At 71.1% G+C, this 21,674-nt stretch carries 22 protein-coding genes; 11 read left to right on the plus strand and 11 right to left on the minus strand.

Features of this window, described 5'->3' with window-relative positions; all coding sequences use genetic code 11:
* From ACZ6JS_RS02080 to ACZ6JS_RS02095, 4 genes are all read left to right on the plus strand, one after another.
* Positions 1–918, plus strand: coding sequence for a F0F1 ATP synthase subunit gamma (locus tag ACZ6JS_RS02080; protein ID WP_469295169.1), 918 nt, complete (start codon positions 1–3; stop codon positions 916–918).
* Positions 918–2,360 (plus strand): F0F1 ATP synthase subunit beta, encoded by a 1,443-nt coding sequence (gene atpD, locus ACZ6JS_RS02085; protein ID WP_030826852.1) that lies wholly within the window; start codon positions 918–920, stop codon positions 2,358–2,360. The genes ACZ6JS_RS02080 and atpD overlap by 1 nt, the downstream gene beginning before the upstream one ends.
* Before the next feature lie 140 nt (positions 2,361–2,500).
* Entirely contained in the window at positions 2,501–2,872 is a 372-nt protein-coding gene (locus tag ACZ6JS_RS02090) for a F0F1 ATP synthase subunit epsilon (protein WP_030027381.1), read from the plus strand.
* Positions 2,873–3,036: 164 nt separating this feature from the next.
* Positions 3,037–3,483: a DUF2550 domain-containing protein gene (locus tag ACZ6JS_RS02095; protein WP_030660312.1), complete on the plus strand. Its 447-nt coding sequence runs from the start codon at positions 3,037–3,039 to the stop codon at positions 3,481–3,483.
* A gap of 124 nt (positions 3,484–3,607) precedes the next feature.
* Here ACZ6JS_RS02095 and ACZ6JS_RS02100 read toward each other — a convergent pair whose 3' ends face one another.
* The 3 genes from ACZ6JS_RS02100 to ACZ6JS_RS02110 all read right to left on the minus strand — a co-directional run bounded on the left by ACZ6JS_RS02100 (position 3,608) and on the right by ACZ6JS_RS02110 (position 7,470).
* Positions 3,608–5,509 (minus strand): glycosyl hydrolase family 18 protein, encoded by a 1,902-nt coding sequence (locus ACZ6JS_RS02100; protein WP_469295170.1) that lies wholly within the window; start codon positions 5,507–5,509, stop codon positions 3,608–3,610.
* Positions 5,510–5,635: 126 nt separating this feature from the next.
* A complete protein-coding gene (locus ACZ6JS_RS02105) occupies positions 5,636–6,289 on the minus strand; it encodes a response regulator (protein WP_469295171.1) in 654 nt (217 codons plus the stop codon).
* Positions 6,286–7,470: a sensor histidine kinase gene (locus tag ACZ6JS_RS02110; protein ID WP_469295172.1), complete on the minus strand. Its 1,185-nt coding sequence runs from the start codon at positions 7,468–7,470 to the stop codon at positions 6,286–6,288. Before ACZ6JS_RS02110 ends, ACZ6JS_RS02105 begins: the two co-directional genes overlap by 4 nt.
* A gap of 163 nt (positions 7,471–7,633) precedes the next feature.
* Here ACZ6JS_RS02110 and ACZ6JS_RS02115 point away from each other — a divergent pair, with 163 nt between their 5' ends.
* Complete coding sequence (locus ACZ6JS_RS02115; protein ID WP_469295173.1) at positions 7,634–8,209, plus strand: hypothetical protein; 576 nt, start codon at positions 7,634–7,636, stop codon at positions 8,207–8,209.
* Positions 8,210–8,214: 5 nt separating this feature from the next.
* Here ACZ6JS_RS02115 and ACZ6JS_RS02120 read toward each other — a convergent pair whose 3' ends face one another.
* Positions 8,215–8,787 carry a cob(I)yrinic acid a,c-diamide adenosyltransferase gene (locus tag ACZ6JS_RS02120; protein ID WP_469295174.1) on the minus strand — a complete coding sequence of 191 codons (573 nt, stop codon included), beginning with the start codon at positions 8,785–8,787 and terminating at the stop codon, positions 8,215–8,217.
* 106 nt (positions 8,788–8,893) lie between these two features.
* Here ACZ6JS_RS02120 and ACZ6JS_RS02125 point away from each other — a divergent pair, with 106 nt between their 5' ends.
* The 4 genes from ACZ6JS_RS02125 to ACZ6JS_RS02140 all read left to right on the plus strand — a co-directional run bounded on the left by ACZ6JS_RS02125 (position 8,894) and on the right by ACZ6JS_RS02140 (position 13,686).
* The gene (locus ACZ6JS_RS02125) at positions 8,894–9,433 is read left to right on the plus strand and encodes a hypothetical protein (RefSeq protein WP_469295175.1); all 540 of its coding nucleotides are present in this window, start codon (positions 8,894–8,896) and stop codon (positions 9,431–9,433) included.
* A gap of 161 nt (positions 9,434–9,594) precedes the next feature.
* Positions 9,595–10,443, plus strand: a complete 849-nt coding sequence (locus ACZ6JS_RS02130; protein WP_037927951.1) for a 3-hydroxyacyl-CoA dehydrogenase family protein — start codon at positions 9,595–9,597, stop codon at positions 10,441–10,443.
* 172 nt (positions 10,444–10,615) lie between these two features.
* Positions 10,616–10,939: an STAS domain-containing protein gene (locus tag ACZ6JS_RS02135; protein ID WP_030153791.1), complete on the plus strand. Its 324-nt coding sequence runs from the start codon at positions 10,616–10,618 to the stop codon at positions 10,937–10,939.
* Between the two features lie 191 nt (positions 10,940–11,130).
* On the plus strand, positions 11,131–13,686 hold the full coding sequence (locus tag ACZ6JS_RS02140; protein ID WP_469295177.1) for an ATP-binding protein: 2,556 nt from the start codon (positions 11,131–11,133) through the stop codon (positions 13,684–13,686).
* Between the two features lie 51 nt (positions 13,687–13,737).
* Here the strand turns inward: ACZ6JS_RS02140 and nucS are convergent, their stop codons facing one another.
* A complete protein-coding gene (gene nucS, locus ACZ6JS_RS02145) occupies positions 13,738–14,409 on the minus strand; it encodes an endonuclease NucS (protein ID WP_031148292.1) in 672 nt (223 codons plus the stop codon).
* 219 nt (positions 14,410–14,628) lie between these two features.
* Between nucS and ACZ6JS_RS02150 the strand changes: the two genes are divergently transcribed.
* Complete coding sequence (locus ACZ6JS_RS02150; RefSeq protein WP_030660337.1) at positions 14,629–15,021, plus strand: SCO5389 family protein; 393 nt, start codon at positions 14,629–14,631, stop codon at positions 15,019–15,021.
* Here ACZ6JS_RS02150 and ACZ6JS_RS02155 read toward each other — a convergent pair.
* Entirely contained in the window at positions 14,990–16,075 is a 1,086-nt protein-coding gene (locus ACZ6JS_RS02155) for an LLM class flavin-dependent oxidoreductase (RefSeq protein ID WP_469295179.1), read from the minus strand. The genes ACZ6JS_RS02150 and ACZ6JS_RS02155 overlap by 32 nt on opposite strands.
* Positions 16,076–16,304: 229 nt before the next feature.
* Here ACZ6JS_RS02155 and ACZ6JS_RS02160 point away from each other — a divergent pair, with 229 nt between their 5' ends.
* A complete protein-coding gene (locus ACZ6JS_RS02160; protein ID WP_469295180.1) occupies positions 16,305–16,631 on the plus strand; it encodes an ATP/GTP-binding protein in 327 nt (108 codons plus the stop codon).
* A gap of 17 nt (positions 16,632–16,648) precedes the next feature.
* Here the strand turns inward: ACZ6JS_RS02160 and ACZ6JS_RS02165 are convergent, their stop codons facing one another.
* The 5 genes from ACZ6JS_RS02165 to ACZ6JS_RS02185 form a co-directional block, all read right to left on the minus strand.
* Complete coding sequence (locus ACZ6JS_RS02165; protein ID WP_469295181.1) at positions 16,649–17,485, minus strand: ABC transporter permease; 837 nt, start codon at positions 17,483–17,485, stop codon at positions 16,649–16,651.
* Positions 17,482–18,597, minus strand: a complete 1,116-nt coding sequence (locus ACZ6JS_RS02170; protein WP_469295182.1) for an ABC transporter ATP-binding protein — start codon at positions 18,595–18,597, stop codon at positions 17,482–17,484. Before ACZ6JS_RS02170 ends, ACZ6JS_RS02165 begins: the two co-directional genes overlap by 4 nt.
* Before the next feature lie 153 nt (positions 18,598–18,750).
* The gene (locus tag ACZ6JS_RS02175) at positions 18,751–19,527 is read right to left on the minus strand and encodes an ABC transporter permease (protein ID WP_469295539.1); all 777 of its coding nucleotides are present in this window, start codon (positions 19,525–19,527) and stop codon (positions 18,751–18,753) included.
* Positions 19,528–19,529: 2 nt separating this feature from the next.
* Entirely contained in the window at positions 19,530–20,540 is a 1,011-nt protein-coding gene (locus ACZ6JS_RS02180; RefSeq protein ID WP_469295184.1) for an ABC transporter ATP-binding protein, read from the minus strand.
* Positions 20,541–20,640: 100 nt separating this feature from the next.
* Positions 20,641–21,579 carry a coiled-coil domain-containing protein gene (locus tag ACZ6JS_RS02185; protein WP_030660359.1) on the minus strand — a complete coding sequence of 313 codons (939 nt, stop codon included), beginning with the start codon at positions 21,577–21,579 and terminating at the stop codon, positions 20,641–20,643.
* Positions 21,580–21,674 lie beyond the last annotated feature (95 nt).

Here is a 21,674-nt window from a genome sequence, read left to right on the forward strand (position 1 = left end):
ATGGGAGCGCAGCTCCGGGTCTACAAGCGTCGCATCCGTGCCATCACGGCGACCAAGAAGATCACCAAGGCGATGGAGATGATCGCCGCCTCGCGCATCGTCAAGGCGCAGCGCAAGGTGGCGGCGTCGATGCCGTACGCGACCGAGCTCACCCGTGCGGTGACCGCGGTGGCGACCGGTTCGAACAACAAGCACGCCCTGACCACCGAGGTCGAGGCGCCGACCCGCGCCGCGATCGTGCTCATCACGAGCGACCGCGGTCTGGCCGGCGGCTACTCCTCGAACGCCATCAAGCAGGCGGACCGGCTCACCGAGCGGCTGCGGGCTGAGGGCAAGGAGGTCGACGCGTACATCGTCGGCCGCAAGGGTGTCGCCTACTACGGGTTCCGTGAGCGCAAGGTCACGGAGTCGTGGACCGGCTTCACCGACAGCCCGGCCTACGCCGACGCCAAGCGCGTCGCGGCACCGCTGATCGAGGCCATCCAGCTGGACACGGCCGAGGGCGGCGTCGACGAGCTGCACATCGTCTACACGGAATTCGTGTCGATGATGACGCAGAACGCGGTGGACGGACGGATGCTGCCGCTCAGCCTCGACAAGGCTGCGGAGGAGGACGGTGCGAAGGGCGAGATCCTTCCGCTGTTCGACTTCGAGCCGTCGGCGGAGGACGTCCTCGACGCCCTGCTGCCGCGCTACGTCGAGAGCCGTATCTACAACGCACTGCTGCAGTCGGCCGCTTCCGAGCACGCCGCCCGCCGCCGCGCGATGAAGTCGGCGACCGACAACGCCGGAGACCTCATCAAGAGCCTCTCCCGGCTTGCCAACGCGGCCCGCCAGGCCGAAATCACCCAGGAAATCAGCGAGATCGTCGGTGGCGCCAGCGCCATGGCCGACGCGACCGCGGGGAGTGACAAGTAATGACGACCTCTGTTGAGACGGCCGCCGCCACGGGCCGCGTCGCCCGGGTCATCGGCCCGGTCGTCGACGTGGAGTTCCCCGTCGACGCGATGCCCGACATCTACAACGCGCTCAAGGTCCAGGTCGCCGACCCGGCCGAGGACGGCGCGCTCAAGACGCTGACCCTTGAGGTCGCCCAGCACCTGGGTGACGGCCTGGTCCGCACCATCTCCATGCAGCCCACCGACGGTCTGGTCCGCCAGGCCCCGGTGACCGACACGGGCGAGGGCATCACCGTCCCCGTCGGCGACTTCACCAAGGGCAAGGTCTTCAACACGCTGGGTGAGGTGCTGAACTACCCCGAGGCGAACGCCGAGGTCACCGAGCGCTGGCCCATCCACCGCAAGGCCCCGAGCTTCGACGAGCTCGAGTCCAAGACGGAGATGTTCGAGACCGGCGTCAAGGTCATCGACCTTCTCACCCCGTACGTCAAGGGTGGAAAGATCGGTCTGTTCGGTGGTGCCGGTGTCGGCAAGACCGTTCTGATCCAGGAAATGATCTACCGCGTCGCCAACAACCACGACGGTGTGTCGGTGTTCGCGGGCGTCGGTGAGCGTACCCGTGAGGGCAACGACCTCATCGAGGAGATGGGCGACTCCGGCGTCATCGACAAGACGGCGCTCGTCTTCGGCCAGATGGACGAGCCCCCGGGCACCCGTCTGCGCGTGGCCCTGGCCGGTCTGACCATGGCGGAGTACTTCCGCGATGTGCAGAAGCAGGACGTGCTCTTCTTCATCGACAACATCTTCCGGTACACCCAGGCGGGTTCCGAGGTGTCGACCCTGCTCGGCCGTATGCCCTCCGCGGTGGGTTACCAGCCGAACCTGGCCGACGAGATGGGTCTCCTCCAGGAGCGCATCACCTCGACCCGTGGTCACTCGATCACCTCGATGCAGGCGATCTACGTCCCCGCGGACGACCTGACCGACCCGGCGCCGGCGACCACCTTCGCCCACCTCGACGCGACGACGGTTCTCTCCCGTCCGATCTCCGAGAAGGGCATCTACCCGGCCGTGGACCCGCTGGACTCCACGTCCCGCATCCTCGACCCGCGGTACATCGCGGCGGACCACTACGCGGCCGCCATGCGCGTCAAGGGGATCCTGCAGAAGTACAAGGACCTCCAGGACATCATCGCGATCCTCGGTATCGACGAGCTGGGCGAGGAGGACAAGCTCGTTGTCCACCGCGCCCGTCGCGTCGAGCGCTTCCTGTCGCAGAACACCCACGTCGCCAAGCAGTTCACCGGCGTGGACGGTTCGGACGTTCCGCTCGACGAGTCGATCACCGCGTTCAACGCGATCTGCGACGGTGAGTACGACCACTTCCCCGAGCAGGCGTTCTTCATGTGCGGTGGCATCGAGGACCTGAAGGCCAACGCCAAGGAGCTGGGCGTCTCCTGACCGGCGCGCTCCGCGAGGGGCGCACCCGGTTCGCAGGTTTCACAGGAGAGGGGCGGGTGCGTCCCGTCCCTCTCCCCACGCCCATTAGAATTTGACCCAACACCCGGCAGACCCGCCGGGTGGTGACCCGAGGAGCCACCTTGGCTGCTGAGCTGCACGTCGAGCTGGTCGCGGCGGACCGCAATGTCTGGTCCGGCGAGGCCACCCTTGTTGTCGCCCGCACCACGTCCGGCGACATCGGCGTCATGCCCGGTCACCAGCCGCTTCTCGGTGTGCTGGAATCGGGCCCGGTGACCATCCGCACCAGCGAGGGCAACACTGTCATCGCCGCGGTGCACGGCGGATTCATCTCGTTCGCGGACAACAAGCTGTCCCTGCTGGCCGAGATCGCCGAGCTCGCGGACGAGATCGATGTCCAGCGTGCGGAGCGGGCACTGGAGCGCGCGAAGGCGGAGGCCGACGCGGCCGCCGAGCGTCGCGCGGATGTCCGGCTGCGCGCCGTAACGGGCTGATCGCCCGTCGGAGTTTCAACCGCTGAGTCCCGGAGGGCGACCTGCGGGACTCGGCAGACCTCAGCCGCGGTCCGTTCTGGAACTTTCCAGACCGGGTCGCGGCTGAGGCGATGCAGGTCCGTTTTTTTCTCATGCGTATTCGATGAGCGAGGAGGTCGGTGAAGATGCTCCTCGCTCTGCTTGTGAGCGGCCTGGTCGTAGCCCTGGTGGTGATCGGGCTGTTCGTCTTCGGACTGCGGCGCAGACTGATCCAGCGGTCCGGCGGCACCTTCGACTGCAGCATGCGCTGGGGTGTGTCCGAAGAGCCGGACATCTCAGGCAAGGGCTGGGTGTACGGGGTCGCGCGCTACAGCGGTGACCGTATCGAGTGGTTCCGGGTGTTCTCTTACTCCCCGCGCCCGCGCCGGCTGCTGGAGCGGTCCTCCATCGAGGTCCTCGCCCGCCGCGCCCCGGAGGGCGAGGAGGAGCTGGCCCTGCTGTCCGACGCCGTCGTGCTCGGCTGTCTCCACCGGGGGACACGCCTGGAGCTGGCGATGAGCGAGGACGCGCTGACGGGCTTCCTGGCGTGGCTGGAGGCGGCTCCGCCCGGCCAGCGGGTGAACGTCGCCTAGCCCCCGAGCTGGGGGGCTACCCGATTCCCGGTACCCCGGCGGGGCGGCGGGCCGGGGCGGGCGAGAGGCGCATGAAGAAGCCGGGGAGACGGGGGGCGGACCCGTCTCCCCGGCTTCCGTCTGCCTACTGGAGTCCGGTGTGGACCGCGTTCGCGAGTTCACCGCCCGCGGTGTCGCCGCTGAACTCCCAGTAGAAGGCTCCCCTGAGGCCCTGCTGCTTGGCCCAGGTCATCTTGCCGGCGATGGTGGCGGGGGTGTCGTAGCTCCACCAGTTGCTGCCGCACTTGGCGTAGGCCGTACCGGCGACGGTGCCGGTGGCCGGGCAGCTGTTCTTGAGCACCTTGTAGTCCTCGATGCCCTGTTCGTACGTGCCCGGGGCCGGTCCGGTGGCGGTGCCGCCGGGTGTGGCCTGGGTGACGCCGGTCCAGCCTCGGCCGTAGAAGCCGATGCCGAGGTTGAGCTTCGAGCCCGGTACGCCCTTGGCCTTGAGCTTGGCGATGGCGTCGGCCGAGTTGAAGCCGGCCTGCGGGATGCCCGCGTACGAGGTCAGCGGGGAGTGCGGGGCGGTCGGACCCTGGGCCGCCCAGGCGCCGAAGAAGTCGTACGTCATGACGTTGTAGAAGTCGGTGTACTGCGCGGCGCCCGCGTAGTCGGCCTTGTCGATCTTGCCGCCGTCCGAGGCGTCGGCGGTGATGGCCGCGGTGACCAGGTTGTTCGCGCCGAACCGGGCCTTCACGGCCTGCATCAGGTTCTTGAAGGCGGCCGGGCCGCTGCTGTCGCAGGACAGGCCGCAGGCGTTGGGGTACTCCCAGTCCAGGTCGATGCCGTCGAAGACGTCGGCCCAGCGCGGGTCCTCGACCAGGTTGTAGCAGGACTGGGCGAAGGCCGTCGGGTTGGCGGCGGCCTGCGGGAAGCCGCCGGACCAGGTCCAGCCGCCGAAGGACCACAGGATCTTGATGTTCGGGTAGGCCTTCTTCAGCTTGCGCAGCTGGTTGAAGTTGCCGCGCAGCGGTTGGTCCCAGGTGTCGGCGACGCCGTCGACGCTCTGGTCGGCGGTGTAGGCCTTGTCGTAGTCGGCGTAGGCGTCACCGATCGTGCACTGGCCGTTCTGGACGTTGCCGAAGGCGTAGTTGATGTGCGTGATCTTGCCCGCCGTACCCGAGGTGACCAGGTTCTTCACGTGGTAGTTGCGCCCGTAGACGCCCCAGTTGGTGAAGTAGCCGAGCTTGACCTTGTCGCCCGGGTCCGGCGGGACGACCCCGCCGGTCGTGGTGACCGTGGTGGAGCCGGAGGAGGGGCCGGTCTGGTCGACGGTGTCGCGGGCGGTGACGCTGTAGGTGTACGTCGTGCCCTTGGTCAGGCCCGCGTCCGCGTAGCTCGTCCCGGTGACGGTGGCGATCTTGGCGGACCCCCGGTAGACGTCGTAGTTCTTGACGCCCTTGTCGTCGGTGGCCGGGGTCCAGGTCAAGGTCAGAGAGGTGTCGGCGACGTTGCTCGCCGCGGGGGCGCCGGGGGCCGTGGGGGGATTGTCGCCGGGCTGGGTGCCGCCGTCGCAGGAGGCGCCGTTGATCTTGCATCCGCCGGGTGCGCCGGAGCCGGAGCCGTTGAAGCCGAAGCTGGCGGTCGCCCCGGGGGCGAGGGTGCCGTTCCAGCCGACGTTCTTGGCCGTCCAGTGGGTGCCCGAGCCGGTGACGGTGGCGTCCCAGGCCGAGGTGACCGAGGTGCCCGCCGGGTAGTCCCACTCCACGGTCCAGCCGGTGAGCGTGGTGGTGCCGGTGTTCTTCACCACCCACTTGCCCTCGAAGCCGGAACCCCAGTCGGAGACCTTGGTGTACGTCGCGGTCGCGGACGCCGCGGCCTGGGCCGGGCCGGCCAGGGCCACGAGCCCGGTCACGGGCAGGGCGAGCACGGCGACGACCGCCGCGACTCGGGTGAAGAACCGGGTGCGCCTGGTGGGGGGTGGGGATGCTGTGCTCAAGGGTGATCCTCCGTAGGTCCGTCGCCGTCGTGGGGCCGACGCCGACATGGGGGTGGGACCTGCGCCGCCCGTGAGCACGCTTTGTCATGGCACGCTCACCACAGTGTTGCCCGTGAGAGTAGAAAGGTCTGGACCAACCGTCAAGAGGTCCAGACCGGTGCCACTCCTCGTCCGTCAGATGCCCAACTCCTGCGCCAACACTGCCGCTTGGAGACGACTGCGCAGCTCCAGCTTGCCGAGCAGGCGGCTGACGTGCGTCTTGGCCGTCGCCTCCGCCATACCCAGGCGCTCGGCGATCTCTGCGTTCGACAGCCCTTCGCCCAGCGCGCCCAGCACCTCCCGCTCCCGGGGGGTGAGAGAGGCGACCGCCGCCTCCCGCTCCGGCGCAGGACCGCTCCGTGCCGGACGCGGCGCCGCGAACTCCGCGATCAGCCGCCTGGTGACCGCCGGGGCGATCAGGCCCTCCCCGCGCGCGACGGTCCGCACCGCCTCGATCAGCTCCGCCGCGTCCGCGTTCTTCAGCAGGAAGCCGCAGGCCCCCGCCCGCAGCGCCCCGAAGACGTACTCGTCGAGGTCGAACGTGGTCAGCACCAGCACGTCGGCCAGACCCTCCTCGACCACCAGGCGGGTCGCGGACACCCCGTCGAGCCGGGGCATCTGCACGTCCATGAGGACGAGATCCGGCCGCAGCTCCCGGGCCAGGCGCACCGCCTCCTCCCCGTCGGCCGCCTCGCCCGCCACCTCGATGTCGCCCGCACTGCGCAGGATGAGCACCAGCCCGGCCCGCACCGCGGCCTGGTCCTCGGCCACCACCACCCGGATGGTCACATCTCCACCGCCTTCTCCTCGGCGGGCAGGATCGCCCGCACCTGCCACACGCTGCCGGCCCTGCCCGCCGTGAACTTCCCGCCCAGCAGTTCCGTCCGCTCCCTCATACCGATCAGCCCGGCGCCCGAACCCGGTGCCCGCGGCCCGGGGCGGTCGCCGTAGGGGGAGTCCACCACCACGCTCAGCAGTCCGTCCTCGTGCGCCACGCGTACGGTCACCGTGCCGGGCGCCGCGTGCTTGAGGGCGTTGGTCAGGGACTCCTGGACGATCCGGTACGCGGCCAGCTCCACGGGGGCCGCCGCGGGCTCCCCGGGCGGCCGGTCGTCGTGCAGGACGAAGGTCAGCCCGCTCGCCGAGCCGTTGGTCCCCGCCTGCCCGATCAGGGCGTCGAGCCCGTCCAGCGAGGGCACCGCGACCGCCTCCTGGCCGCCCCCGGCGTCCCGCAGCAGCCCGATCAGGCGGCGCATCTCGGCAAGCCCCTGCACGCTGTTCTCGCGGATCACACCGAGCGCGTCGCGGCTGGTCGCGGCCGTGTCGATGGAGAGCGCGGCGGTCGAGTGGATGGCGATCGCCGAGAGGTGGTTGGCCACCATGTCGTGCAACTCCCGGGCCATCCGGGCGCGCTCGGCGGCCACGGCCTGGCTACGGTCCATTTCGGCCAGCAGCGCCGTCTGCTCGGCGCGCAGCCGGGCTGCCTCGGCGGCCTCGCGGTGGTTGCGCAGGGTGGCTCCGGTCAAAGCGGGGGCGAAGCTCACGATGCCGGTGATCGCGCCGATCAGCAGCGCCTGCGGGGTGCGCAGCCAGGCCACCGAGGCGATCGTGACGACGACGGTGATCAAGCCGGTGGTCACCGGGAGCCGCCGGGCCATGGCCGGTTTTCCGTACACGACGGCGGCGTACATCAGGTCGGTGAAGATCACGACGGTGGCGAGGCTGCCGACGGTGAACTGGTCGGCGATCACCCCCAGCGTGCCGACGGCCAGGGTCACCCGCGGGGCGGTGCGGCGCAGCAGCTCCATCGTGCCGAGCACCACGAGGGGCACCAGAGCGGCCCAGGCAGGCAGCGGACCGCGCCCGGGGCTGCTGTAGACGCCGAGCGACCAGAACACCAGGCCCGCGGCCACGCTGACCACCGCGAGGAGGACGTCGTCACGGTGGGGGCGCAGGCTCTTCTCGGTCACGGTCCCATCCAACAGGGTGTACGTGCCCCGCACCTCGGCGGAGCGGCCGAGGTCCGGGTACATCGAAGGGTGCAGACGCACATGGTCATCCGCGACGACGAATCGGGCGGCGGCGGACGGGAGCCTTGAGGGGAACGACCAACCCGAGCGGACGGAGAGTCCCGTGATCGTCGCGCTGATCATCGCCTGTGAGATCGGCTTCTGGGTCCTGCTGGCGGCGGGGCTGGCCCTGCGCTACCTCGCGAAGATGCCCCGGCTGGGCGCCGCGGTCCTGCTGTGCGAGCCGCTGATGGAGCTGGTCCTGCTCGTCGTCACCACGATCGACCTGAAGAACGGCGCCGAGCCGGACTGGAAGCACGGCGTGGCCGCCCTCTACATCGGCTACACCGTCGCCTACGGCCACTACACGATCAAGTGGCTCGACGGGCACGCCGCCCACCGGCTGGCCGGAGGCCCCAAGCCGGCCGGTGCCGGCTACGGGAAGGCCCGGGTCGCGCACGAGTGGAAGCTGTGGACCCGGACCGTCCTCGCCGCCGCCGTCGGCGTCGGCCTGCTCCAGGCGGCGATCTGGTACGTGGGCGACGCGGGCGACATCAGCTCGCTGCGGGCGTGGCAGTCCGGCGCCCTGCGGGCGGTCGTCATCCACGCGCTCGTCGCCGTCTGCTACACGGTGTGGCCGCCGAAGGCGCCCGCGGGTGCCTTCGAGGAGCAGCCCTCGCCGGCCCGCTCCGAGCGCTGACCCGCCTACCGCTCGCCGCCCGGCACCCACAGCACGTCCCCGACCTCCTTGTTGGCCACCCGGGCCAGGATGAACAGGAGGTCGGAGAGGCGGTTGAGGTAGGTCGCGGTGAGCGGGTTCATCGTCTCGCCGTGGACCTCCAGCGCCGCCCACGTCGACCGCTCGGCACGCCGGACCACCGTGCAGGCCTGGTGCAGCAGGGCCGCACCGGGAGCGCCGCCGGGCAGGATGAAGCTGCGCAGCTTCTCCACCTGCTCCAGGAAGAGATCGCAGTCGCCCTCCAGCTTGTCGACGTAGAACTGCTCCACGCGCAGCGGCGGGTACTCCGGGTTCTCGACCACCGGCGTGCACAGGTCCGCGCCCACGTCGAACAGGTCGTTCTGCACCCGCACCAGGACCTTCACGACCTCGGCGGGGAGGGCGCCCAGCGCGATGGCCGTCCCGATGGCCGCGTTGGCCTCGTTCGCGTCGGCGTACGCGGAGATCCGCAGGTCGGTCTTGGCCGTGCGGCTCATGTCGCCCAGGGCGGTCGTGCCCTTGTCGCCGGTACGGGTGTAGATGCGCGTGAGGTTCACCATGCGGCCAGGGTAGACGGGCCCGCAGGGGAAATTCCGGGCGCGGTCGCCGCCACTCGCGTACGGTCCGTCGGGGCCGCCGGAGCCCCCGGAGCCGGAGAGGGGCTGCGTGACCGAGACGTACTACCTGTGGCGGTTGGCCGAGGCCGCCCAGCAGATCGACCTCCTGGCGGGCTTCCTCGCCACCCGGCACGCGCCGGGCCCGGACCATCTCGCCGAACCGGCCGAATGCGCCGCGGCCGGGCGGGCGGCCGTGGCCGCCGGGCGTCTGGGGGAGGCCCTCGACCACGTCGACCGCCTGCGCGAGCACGCCGCCCGATGGGCCGGACACCCCCACCACCCGGCCGAACCGGGTGCCGCAGAGCACGACGCACGGGTCTGGGACTACGCGAAGGACGAGCTGCGCGCGAAGCACGGGCCGCAGGCGCCCCACGTGCCGACGGCCCGCGACCTCCTGCAGCAGCTCCGCTTCCTGCAACGGGAGATCTGCGCGCTGCCGGAAGCGGACGCGCAGGCCAGGGCGGACGCGCACTACCTCGCCGGCCGCGGCGCCATGGCCGTCGAACTCGGCCGCCCGGGCGCCGCGCGCAGGGAACTGCGACGGCTGCGCGCACTGGCCGGGCGGTACGCCGCGACCCGCGTCACATGAACTGGACGGCGGCGCAGGGCTGCTGGGCCGTACCGGTGTGATGTCCGTCATCTGAGACGTGACGCGTGTTACTTCGCGGTCACACCGCACCCCCCGGACGCTAGTCTCCGCCGGAGTGGCTGTGAAGCCGTGCCGTATTTGAGAACAACGAGGGGTGTGCAGTGGCTGGGAAGCTCGCCGTCATCGGTGCGGGACTCATGGGTTCCGGGATCGCTCAGGTCTCCGCGCAGGCGGGATGGGACGTCGTGCTGCGCGATGTCACCGACGCCGCGCTGACCCGGGGCACGGACGGGATAAAGGCCTCGTACGACAAGTTCGTCTCCAAGGGCAAGCTGACGGCCGAGGACGCCGAGGCGGCGCTCGCCCGCATCACGACGACCACCGACCTGGACGCGGTCGCCGACGTCGACATCGTGGTGGAAGCGGCCTTCGAGAAGATCGAGATCAAGCACGAGATCTTCCGCGCCCTCGACAAGATCGTGCGTGAGGACGCCGTCCTGGCCTCCAACACCTCCGCCATCCCGATCACCAAGATCGCGGCCGTGACGGAGCGTCCGGAGCGGGTCGTCGGTGCGCACTTCTTCTCGCCCGTCCCGATGATGCAGCTGTGCGAGCTGGTCCGCGGCTACAAGACGAGCGACGAGACCCTCGCCACCACCCGTGCGTTCGCCGAGTCCGTCGGCAAGACCTGCATCGTCGTCAACCGCGACGTCGCCGGCTTCGTGACGACCCGTCTGATCTCCGCGCTGGTCGTCGAGGCCGCCAAGCTGTACGAATCGGGCGTCGCCTCGGCCGAGGACATCGACATCGCCTGCAAGCTGGGCTTCGGTCACGCGATGGGCCCGCTGGCCACCGCGGACCTCACGGGCGTCGACATCCTGCTGCACGCCACCAGCAACATCTACACCGAGTCCCAGGACGAGAAGTTCGCGCCGCCGGAGCTCATGCGCCGCATGGTGGACGCCGGGGACATCGGCCGCAAGAGCGGCCAGGGCTTCTACAAGCACTGAGAACGATCCACCCACTGAGCGCCATCGTTCGAATGCCTTCACCCGTCAGGGTGAATTAGGTATCGGTTCGCTCACGGTCGGCAACTTCCCTGCCCGCGCGGCAGTCAGTTGCAGTGAGAGTTGCCGACCACGGACCAGTTGCCATACGTACGCAGTACTGCCGGGAGTACACATGCACATCAGGGGCGACCACGCCGAACTCGCTGTCGGGGGCCGCCTCGACGTGCGCAGCGCGGCGGACGCCCGTACGGCCCTCCACACCGCCCTCGACGACGGCCACGGCGACCTCGTGCTCGACCTCACCGGGCTCGACTCCTGGGACGCGACCGGCCTCGGCGTGATCATGGGCGCGCACCGCAGGGCCGGCCGGACCGGACGACGTCTCGTCCTGCGGGGGGTGCCGCCGCAGATGCAGCGGCTGCTCGTCGCCACCCGGCTGCACCGGATCCTCGCGATCGAGGGCGGCCTGGAAGCCGAGTCCCTTCCCCGGGTCTGATCCGCAAGCCGCTGACCTTTGCATTTCCTGCGGAAAGTAACGGTCCGGTGGTGATCGAGCCCCTGCGGTTTCCCGCACGACCGGCCACCGTCTAGGGTTCGGGCGGAAACCGGACCAGTGGCGACAGCGGGTGCGCGACGGCCGGGCGGTACGACGGCGAGGCGCGCGGCCCGCGATCGGGGGACTGGGTCATGGACCGTACACAAGGGCAGAGCGAGCGGGACGAGCAGGCCGCGGGCGGCCCCGCGTCGCCCGCCCCCGCCTCCGCGCCCGCCTTCCCCGGGGCGGCGCCGCCCGGGCCCGCAGGGCCTGCGCGGGTCGTCACCCTGACCGCCGGCGACTTCACCCTGACCGTCAACCCCGTCGACGGCAGCGAGATCGAACCGCTGCGGCCGGGCACCGAACGCGCCCGCCCCGCCAAGCGCGACGCCGCCGGCCGCGCTGCCCGGGACGCCGCGGCGCGCCCGCCCGTACTGCCGGGGCCCCCGATACCCGCCCGGCCCCTGCTCGCACGGGACGAGGAGCTGGAGCGGCTCGTCCGGCTCCTGGGCCGCGGCCGCTCCGTCCGCCTGACCGGGCCGTCCGGGTCCGGCCGCAGCGCGCTGCTCGACGCGGTCGCCGCCCAGTGCGCGTCCGTCGCCCCCGACGGTGTCGTACGGCTCAGCGGCCACGGGCACCAGCAGCCCGGAGAACTGCTCCACGCGCTCTACGCGACCGTGTACGACGCCCCGAGGGAACGCCCCGAACGCGACGAGCTCCTCGCCCGCGTGCGCGACATCGGGGCCGTCGTCCTCCTCGATGACCTGGAGATGGGCGGGAGCGCGCTCGACGAGCTGCTGCGCGCCACCCCCGAATGCGCCTACCTGCTCGCGGCCACCCCCGACACCAAGGCCCCCTCCGACGACTCCCACATCGAAGAGGTCTGCCTCACCGGCCTCGGCAAGGCCGACTGCGCGGCCCTGCTGGAAGCGGGCGTGGGACGCCCGCTGACGGACGAGGAAGCCGCCTGGGCGGGCGACCTGAGCTTCGCCTCCGAGGGACTGCCGCTGCGCTTCGTGCAGGCCGCCGCGATGCTGCGGCAGCGCGACGAGCTCAACCACGGCGACGAGGACGACGACGAGGAGGAGCCGGGCGTCTTCGAGGAGCGCCCGCGCGACAGCGGCGTGGTGCCGCTGCCGACGCTCGCCGAAGGCGCGGCCCCGGCCGAGCTGCTGGCTTCGCGGGCCAGCGAATCGGCGCGGGCCGCCCTGCGGATCGCATGCGCGCTGGGCGGCGAACTTCCGCACCACGCCCACCTGCCGGCGCTCGTGGGGGACACCCACGCCGACACTGCGGTGGCCGAACTGCTGGCCTGCGGGCTGCTGACGCCCGTCGGGACCCGCTACCGGCTGGCCGCCGGCGTCGCCCGCCAGCTCGAGGACGTCGGCTATGGGGACACCGCGTCCGAGGAGGCCCGTACGGCCGCCCGGCATTATGCGTGGTGGACCGGGCACGCCTCGGTGGTCCCGGAGCGGGTGGCGGCGGAGGCGGACGCCGTGCTGGCGGCGCTGGCCGGCGCTGACGTCGTCGCCGCGGCGGTGCTGGCGCGTACGGCCGCCCCCGCCTTTGCCGCCTCGCTGCACTGGGAGGCCTGGGAGCGGGTGCTGCGCTCGGGGGCGGAAGCCGCGCGCAAGGCGGGAGAGGTCGCCGAGCAGGCGTACTTCCACCACGAGCTCGGCGTGCTCGCCCTGTGCGAGGGGCGGCTCGACCGGGCCCGCGCCGAGCTGGAGACCTCGATCGGACTGCGGGGCGCGCTGGCGGACAAGCGCGGCACGGTGGCCGGCCGGCGGGCTCTGGCGCTGGTGGTGGACCGTGAGGTCGCGGGGGCGGCGGCGTCGCCGCCGCTGCGCCTGGAAGCGCCCGCGACGGCCTCGGAGGCCCTGACGGTGGCGACTCCCGCCGCCGAGCCGACGACGGTGGCCACCCCTGCCGCCGGCAGGACCTCCGCCGCCCGGACGGCCCCGTCAGCCCGGGCGACGGGGGGCACCCGGCCTTCCCCAGCCGCCCGGCCGGCTCCGGCCCTCCCCGCCGGGGCGCCTGCGGACCCCGCCGCTGCCGCCGTTCCCCCGGGTCCGGTGTCCACCGAGGCGGTCACGCGGATGACCCCCGTCGTGCCGGTGAACCGGAGCCCCGAGCCGCCCACGACCCTGTCGGCCGTGTTCGAGGACGCCTTCCCGCTGTCGCCGAAGCAGGACGCGCCCGCCCCGGCGGCCCCGGTTCCGGCCGCGCCGCCCGTCCGGGACGCGGGCCGCCGCAAGCTGGTGCTGCTGGCCGCCGCGGGAGCGCTGGCGGCGGTGGCGCTCGGCACCGTCGTCAGCTTCGCGATGAGCTCCTCGGACAGCGAGCCGCCCGCGCAGGGACCCGCCGTCTCCTCGACCCCGGAAGCCTCCAGGACGCCCTCGACGGTCCAGGAGACCGGAGGGAGCGATCCTGCACCGGAGCAGCCGGCATCGGCCCCCTCACAGGGGTCCACGGCCCCGGCGCCGGGCGCGAGCGCCGCACCGACCCCCGGCCGCACGCCCGGCCGTACCCCGTCCCGGCGCCCCTCCACGACGCCCTCGAACTCCCAGGCGCCCACGTCCTCCTCGGCCCCGACGACCTCCCAGGCGCCGACCCAGGAGCCGACGGAGACCGCCGCGCCGTCCCCTACGGACACCGGCACGGGAACGGGCACGGCCACCGCCACCTCGCCGGTCGCCACCCCCTGAAACGCCGACGGCTCCGTCCTCGCGGACGGAGCCGTTTCGTTTCCAGCGGGATCAGAACAGCCGGAGCTTGTCGTCCTCGATGCCGCGCAGGGCGTTGTAGTCGAGGACCACGCAGTCCATCCCGCGGTCCGTCGCCAGCACCTTCGCCTGCGGCTTGATCTCCTGCGCCGCGAACACGCCCCGGACCGGGGCCAGGTGCGGATCGCGGTTGAGCAGCTCCAGGTAGCGGGTCAGCTGCTCAACGCCGTCGATCTCGCCGCGCCGCTTGATCTCCACGGCCACCGTCGCGCCCGAGGCGTCCCGGCACAGGATGTCCACCGGGCCGATCGCCGTCATGTACTCGCGCCGGATCAGGGTGTAGCCCTCGCCCAGCGTTTCGATGCGGTCGGCGAGCAGCTCCTGGAGGTGCGCCTCGACCCCGTCCTTGATGAGCCCCGGGTCGGTGCCGAGCTCGTGGGAGGAGTCGTGGAGCACTTCTTCCATGGTGATGATGAGCTTCTCGCCCGCCTTGTTGACGACCGTCCACACACCGGCGTCGTCCCCGCTCCCCTCTTTGAGGGTGCACGGCGGCGACATCCAGTTGAGCGGTTTGTACGCCCGGTCGTCCGCGTGGATCGAGACACTGCCGTCGGCCTTCACGAGGATCAGACGGGGTGCCGAGGGCAGGTGGGCGGTGAGCCGGCCCGCATAGTCGACGGAGCAGCGGGCAATCACGAGACGCATGGTCGGCAACGCTACTCGACCTACGGCCCTCCACGCGATTCGCCCCTGAAAGCCCCGTTCGCCGATGGCGCGTTGTATGCGCATTCTCCTGGTGCGTCACCCAGTGGGCGCCTACGGTGGTGAGCGGGAGGTCGTCGAGCGTGCACTCTGCGTCGCGATCTCCTTCCCTGCCCGTAAGACTCCGGCAACCAGTCAGCCGGGGTCGCGAGAGGAGAACCCATGTCGCTCGACGTCTCACCGGCCCTACTCGAACAGGCCGAGCGAGGCGAGGTCGACGAAGCCGCTTTCGTCGACTGCGTCCGGACCTCCCTGCCCTATGCATGGGAGATGATCAGCTCGCTGGTGGCCCAGCTGAAGGTGGACGGCGGACAGTTCGCCGACAACCAGACGCCGCCGCCCGACGAGCAGGCGCGTGGGCAGCTGCTGCGCGCACTCGCGAGTGACGCGATACGCGGTGCGCTGCAGCGGCACTTCGGAGTGCGCCTGGCATTCCAGAACTGCCACCGGGTGGCGGTCTTCCCGCTGGATCCCTCGGTGGACGACCGGCTGGCCAAGTTCACTTCGATCCGCGGCCAGCTGCTCAACCAGTCGCCGGAACTGCGGGACTGCTGAGCAGGGCCGACGCCGGTAGATCTCCGCCGAGACGGGGCAGGACTTCGACGCCGAGCCGTCGTACGTTCTCCTCCGTCGCGGCGAGGTCGCCGGAGCCCTCCGTCAGGAGGGCGAAGCGCGTGATGCCCGTGCGCGCGGAGGTGGCCGCCAGGCGGTCCGCCGCCAGCTCCGGGGTGCCCACCGGGTGCAGGTCGCACAGCAGTTCCGTGTAGGCGACGGGATCACGCATCGCGCGCACGCGGCCGTCCACGGTCACGTGCGCGTCCAGGCCCAGCCTGAGCCAGCCCGGCATGGACTTCAGCAGCGTCTCCCGCGCGTCGGCGGTGCTGTCCGCGATCTGGCACACCCCGGCGGAGACGTGCCCGGCCGCCGCGACGTGTTCGGGGGAGTGGCCCGCCGCCAGCGCCGTGGTGCGCCACAGCGCGACCATCTCGGCCTTGTTGTCGTCCCCGCAGTGCATGCCCAGCAGCATCGGCAGCCCCCGCTGCGCCGCCATCCGCACCGACGACGGCGAGGTGCAGGCCACGATCACCTCCGGGCCCGACCCGTCCCCGTCCAGCGCCTCCGACGGCCGCGGTACGACCGCCACCTCGCGGAAGGCGTACCGCTCGCCGGCGGCGCCCACCCGTGGCTCGGTGAGCCACCGCCGCAGCAGGTCCAGTGACTCCGGGAAGCCCCTCTCGTAGGCGTCCAGGCCGCCTCCGAAGACCTCCAGGTCCACCCACGGCCCGCCGCGCCCCACCCCCAGGGTGAAACGGCCGCCCGAGGCCACGTGCAGCAGTGCCGCCTGCTCCCCGAGGGCGACCGGGTGCGTGCTCGGCAGTACGCTCACCGCCGTGCCCACCCGCAACCGGCGGGTCCGGCCCAGCAGCAGGCCCGCCAGGGTCACCGCCGACGGGCAGACCCCGTACGGGACGAAATGGTGCTCGGCCAGCCAGACCGAGTCGAGCCCGGCCTCCTCCGCCACCTCCGCGGTCCGCACCGCCCGGTGCAGTGCCTCGCCCTGTCCCTGGCCCGGGAACTGGGCCGCCAGTACAAACGCTCCTACGCGCATCGCCTTCATCCTCCTCGCGGCTGACGCGGCCTCCCCCAGGTGGACCGGTTCTTCCTATGGCAACAACGTCTGACACGTGCCAAAGGCACGGGCTGACACGAAAGTTATTGGGATTGTCGGGCCAGTGCCGGTCCGTCGGCCCGCCCCCCGTGGACACCCTGCGGGTACCCGGCCTCGCTGCGCGTAGTCTGGAAGAAAGTCATGCCGTCGGCCCATCCGTGAGGTATACGTGGCACCGCGCAACAACCGCCCGAGGGGCGGCGAGAACCCGGACGACCGCCCCGGTATCGGCCTGGACCGCTTCGGGCTGGAGCGCACCGAGGAGTACCAGGGCGAGGTCTGGAAGGTCAGACACGTCGCGGGCGCGAGCGCGGCGGGCAAGCGCTACCGCTGCCCCGGCTGCGACCAGGAGATCCCCTCCGGCACCCCGCACCTGGTGGCCTGGCCCGAGTACGGCGGCGTGGACGACCGGCGGCACTGGCACAAGGCCTGCTGGAACGCGAAGGACCGCCGCACCACGAAGGTGCAGCGGTCCCGCAACGCGCCGAGGTACTGATCCCGGGCGGGGCTCCGTCAGACGTCCCGGCGGCCGACCATCACGTACGAGGCGGCCACGGTCGCGCCCGTGATCAGCAAGATGATCAGCACGTTCGAGAGGTTGCTCGGCGCCGCGCCCAAGTCGCCGCCCTCCTTCATGCCGAACAGCTGGCTCAGCGCGACCGGCACGTTGCGCTGGAGGATCTCCCGCCCGATGGGGGCCACGGCCTCCCAGACGATGAGCATGGCACCCAGCACCGGCGGCAGCGTGACCACGCCGAGCATGACGGCGATCGCGCCCGCCGAATGCCGCACCAGGGCGCCGATCGCGAGGGCGAGCACGCCGAGCAGGGTGACGTAGAGGCAGCCGGCCGCGGCGCCCATCCACTCGTCGGCCGTGTGCGGACCGGCGGCGGCCCCTCCGTGGGCGAGGGAGGCGGCGATCCCGACCACGAAGACGGACAGCGAGGTGGCGACGAAGGCCGTGATGCTGAAGACGAGGTACTTTGCGGTGAGGACACGGAAGCGGTCCGGGGCGGCGGTGAACGTGGTCCGCACCAGTCCGGTGGCGTGCTCGGAGGAGATGGTCAGCACACCGAGCACCATCACGGCGACCTGGCCGACCATCAGGCCGAAGAGGGCGGGCGTGGTGAAGGAGATGGACTCGTAGTCCCGGTCCGAGGTCTGCGAGACGAAGAGCATCCCGGCGCCGACCACGGTCAGCACGAGCGCGCCCAGCGTCCACAGGGTGGACCGGATCGAGATCAGCTTGGTCCACTCCGAGGCGAGGGCGTGCCCCAGGTGCGGCCGCGGCGAGGGCAGCGGAGAGCTGTAGCTCCGCGGCTGGTCCGGCGTCGTGGTCGTCGGGGTCATCGGGTGTCCTCGGGGGAGTCCTTGGCGGTGCTCGCGAGCTCGCCGGGATTGCTGGGCATCAGGAAGGGGCTCCCGCCCGCTCCGGGCGGCGGCGGGGCGAAGAAGCCCGCGCGCGGGACCTCGGGGGCCGCCTGCTCGTCCTCCCAGGCCGGGAGGGCCAGCGGGTCCTGCTCCCACAGCTCGGCCCGCGGGTCCTCGGTGGAGGTGTACTCGACGGCGGACTGCGTCATCCGCATGTACGCCTCCTCCAGCGAGGCCCGGTGCGGGGACAGCTCCCACAGCCGTACGCCGGCCGCGTGCGCGAGATCGGAGATGCGCGGCAGCTCCAGGCCGGTCACGCGCAGTGCTCCGTCGGGCTCCTGGAGGACCCGGCCGCCCGCCCGGGTGAGGGCCGTACCCAACGCGTCCCGGCCATCGGGATTGGTGTCGGCCGCACGCACCCGAGCGAATCCGGCCGAGTTGTGCGCGATGAACTCCTGCGTACCCATGTCGGCCAGCAGCCGTCCGCGGCCGATGACGATCAGGTGGTCGGCGGTCAGCGCCATCTCGCTCATGAGGTGCGAGGAGACGAAGACGGTGCGGCCCTCGGCGGCGAGCCGGCGCATGAGGTTGCGGACCCAGAGGATGCCCTCCGGGTCGAGCCCGTTGACCGGCTCGTCGAACAAAAGCACCTGGGGGTCGCCGAGCAGCGCGGTGGCGATGCCGAGGCGCTGCCCCATGCCGAGCGAGAAGCCCTTCGTGCGCTGCCGGGCGGCGTCCTGGAGGCCGACGACGGCCAGCACCTCGTCCACCCGCTTCTCCGGGATCCCCGAGAGCTGGGCGATGGACAGCAGGTGGGTACGGGCCCGCCGGCCGCCGTGCACGGCCTTGGCGTCGAGGAGGGCCCCGACGTGCCGCTGGGCGTTCGGCAGCTCCCGGAAGGGGAAGCCGTTGATCGTGACATGACCGGAAGTGGGCCGGTCCAGGCCGAGGATCATGCGCATGGTCGTGGACTTCCCGGAGCCGTTGGGCCCCAGGAATCCCGTCACGTGACCCGGCTTGACCTGGAAGGACAACTGGTCGACGGCGGTCTTGGCGCCGTAGCGCTTGGTCAGGCCGACTGCCTCGATCATCTTGCTGCCCCTTACCAGGCCGGGACGACTCTCGCCCGTGTAAGGGTTAAGAGGATAGCGAGGATCCTACGGTTCCGTCCCCGGCCGGATCCCTGACCTGTCCCCGACGCCGACCCTGGCATGACCCGTAGTCCTTCCGGAGGGGGCCGGCGGTCAGGCGTCCTTCTTGCTGAGGACGACGTAGCCCCCGAGGACCGCGGCGGCCACCCACAGGACCATGATCCCCAGACCGCCCCACGGGCCGTAGGGCGCGTCCGAGGGGCCGGCGGGGGAGGACACGGTCTGCATGATCGCGGAGCCGGCCTGGTTCGGCAGGTAGTAGGCGATCTTGCGAGTGGCGTCGACCAGGCTGAGGACGATGGGCAGGATCAGGACGAAGCTGATCAGGATCGAGATCGCGGCGGCGGAGTTGCGCAGCATCATCGACACACCCATGGCGAACACCGCGAGCAGTGCCATGTACAGGCCGACGCCGATCACCGCGCGCAGGACGTTCTCCTCGCCGAGCGTGGTGCGGTGCTCGCCGAGGAGGGCCTGACCGAGGAAGAAGGACAGGAATCCGGTCGCGAGGCCGACCACCAGCGCGAGGGCGGTCGCCACGGTGAGCTTTCCCAGCAGCAGGGAGCCGCGGACGGGCACGGCGGCAAGGGAACTGCGGATCATGCCGGTGCTGTATTCGCTGCCTACCACCATGGCCCCGAAGATGAGCACCGCCACCTGGCCGAAAAGCATCCCCGAGAAGCTCATCTGGGTGGGGTCGAAGGCGATCTGCTGCGCCTCCGGCATGGAATCGAAGGTCGCGTTGACCACGGCGCACAGGCCGGCGCCCATGGCGACGGTCACCAGAAGCGCGGTGGCGAGCGTCCAGCTGGTGGAGGCGACGGTGCGGATCTTGGTCCACTCGGACGTGAGGACGGCGGAGAAGGCCATGGTCACCGCCCGCCCTTGCGCGTGGAGTCGACGGAGGCGCCCCAGGCGGGCACGTCGGCCGGCCGGGCCGGGTTGTCGGCCGCGCCGGGTGCGCCGGATGCGCCCGGTGCGTGGGAGTGGTACTCGACGGAGTCCGCCGTCATGCGCATGAACGCTTCCTCCAGTGAAGCCCGTTGCGGGCTGAGTTCGTGCAGCACGATCCGGTGCCGGGCGGCAAGCTCGCCGAGCTGCTCCGCGCCTACGCCGTCGACCTCCAGCGCGCCGGTGGCGGGGACTGCGACGGCGTCGATCCCGGCCTCGTGCAGGACGTCCTTGAGCTGCTCCACCTGCGGCGAGCGCAGGCGGACGTAACTGCGGGAGTTCTGGTGAATGAAATCAGCCATAGAGGTATCGGCCAGTAGCCTTCCCTGACCGATGACGATCAAATGGTCCGCAGTCAGGGCCATTTCACTCATCAAGTGGGAGGACACGAAGATCGTGCGCCCCTCCGCCGCCAGGCCCTTCATCAGATTGCGGATCCAGAGAATTCCCTCGGGATCCAGACCGTTGACCGGTTCGTCGAACATGAGGATCTGCGGATCACCCAGCAAAGCGGCGGCGATTCCCAGCCGTTGGCCCATGCCCAGCGAAAATCCTTTGGACTTCTTCCGTGCCGCGGGCGTCAGTCCGACGAGGTCCAGCACTTCGGCCACCCGCTGCTCGGGGATGCCGTTCGACTGGGCCAGGCAGAGAAGGTTGTTGTAGGCGGTGCGGCCGCCGTGCACGGCCTTCGCGTCCAGCAGCGCCCCGACGTGCTTCAGCGGTTCCCGGAGCTCCCGGTAGCGCTTGCCGTAGATCCTGACCGCACCGCTGGTCGGGTTGTCGAGGTCGAGCATCATACGCATCGTCGTGGACTTGCCGGCCCCGTTGGGGCCGAGGAAGCCGGTCACCAACCCCGGTTTGACCTGGAAGGTGAGGTTGTCGACCGCTGTCTTCGCACCGAATCGCTTGGTGAGGCCATCGAGCTCGATCATGCGGCCACGCTAGAACGCCCGAGGGCCCTACGCCACCTCAAACGGGTGACATAGGGCCCTCGATCAGGCTCAATGACTACCTGCGGGTCATGCCCCGTGGTCAGCGGCTCTGCTGCGCCGGCACGCCGCGGGTGACCGGCTCGTCGTCCACGATCGGGTTGGCCGCGGCCACGGCCGCACCGGTGAGCGTCGCCAGCATCTCGCGGACGTTGGTCAGCTGCGCGTTGATCGAGTCACGGCGGTTGGTGAGCGCCGCCAGCTCGCGCTCGGACTCGCTGCGGATGCGGTCGGCCTTGGCATTCGCGTCGGCCACGATGTCCTCTGCCTGGCGCTGCGCGGTCTCCACGGTCTGGCGGGCGCGGCGCTCGGCGTCGGTACGCAGCTTCTCGGCCTCCAGGCGCAGCTGCTCGGCGCGGTGCTCGATCTCCGCGAGGCGCTTCTCGGCCTTCGCCTGCCGGGAGGCCAGGTCGCGCTCGGACTGCTCGCGGCGCTTGGCCAGGTTGGTCTCGAAGTCCGCGGCGGCCTGGGCGGCCTTGGCCCGGGTCTCCTCGAACAGGGCGTCGGCCTCCTCGCGCTTGGAGGCCGCGTCCTTCTGGGCCTCGGCGCGCAGGGTGGCGGCGTCGCCCTTGGCCTTCTCGACGATGCGGACGCCCTCGTCCTCCGCCTTCGACTTGCGGTCGGCCGCGAACGACTCGGCGTCGTTGCGCACCTGCTGGGCAGCCGACTCGGCGAGCTCACGGTGCTGCTCGGCCGCGCGACGGGCCTCCTCGCGCAGGTCCTTCGCCTCCTCCTCGGCCAGCCGCAGGATCTTCTCGACCCGGGCGCCGAGACCCGCGTACGACGGCTCCGCGTCGTTCACCTGGGCCTGGGCGTTCTGCGTCTCGAGGTGCAGCTCCTCGATCCGCTTTTCCAGAGAGTTGATACGTCCAAGGGCGCTGTCGCGGTCGGAGACCAGCTTGGTAATGCGGTCGTCCACCTGACCGCGGTCATAACCACGCCGCACGAGCTCGAAGCCGAAGGGGGAGGAAGTGTCGCTCATGGGGTTCCTGTCGAATGAGACCGATGAGGTGCTACGTGAGGTGTTAAGGGGAATCCTAGGCGCCCAGGCGGCGTGTCATCGAGTCAATCCGCGTT

The sequence above is a fragment of the Streptomyces sp. NPDC046349 genome (assembly GCF_055587885.1).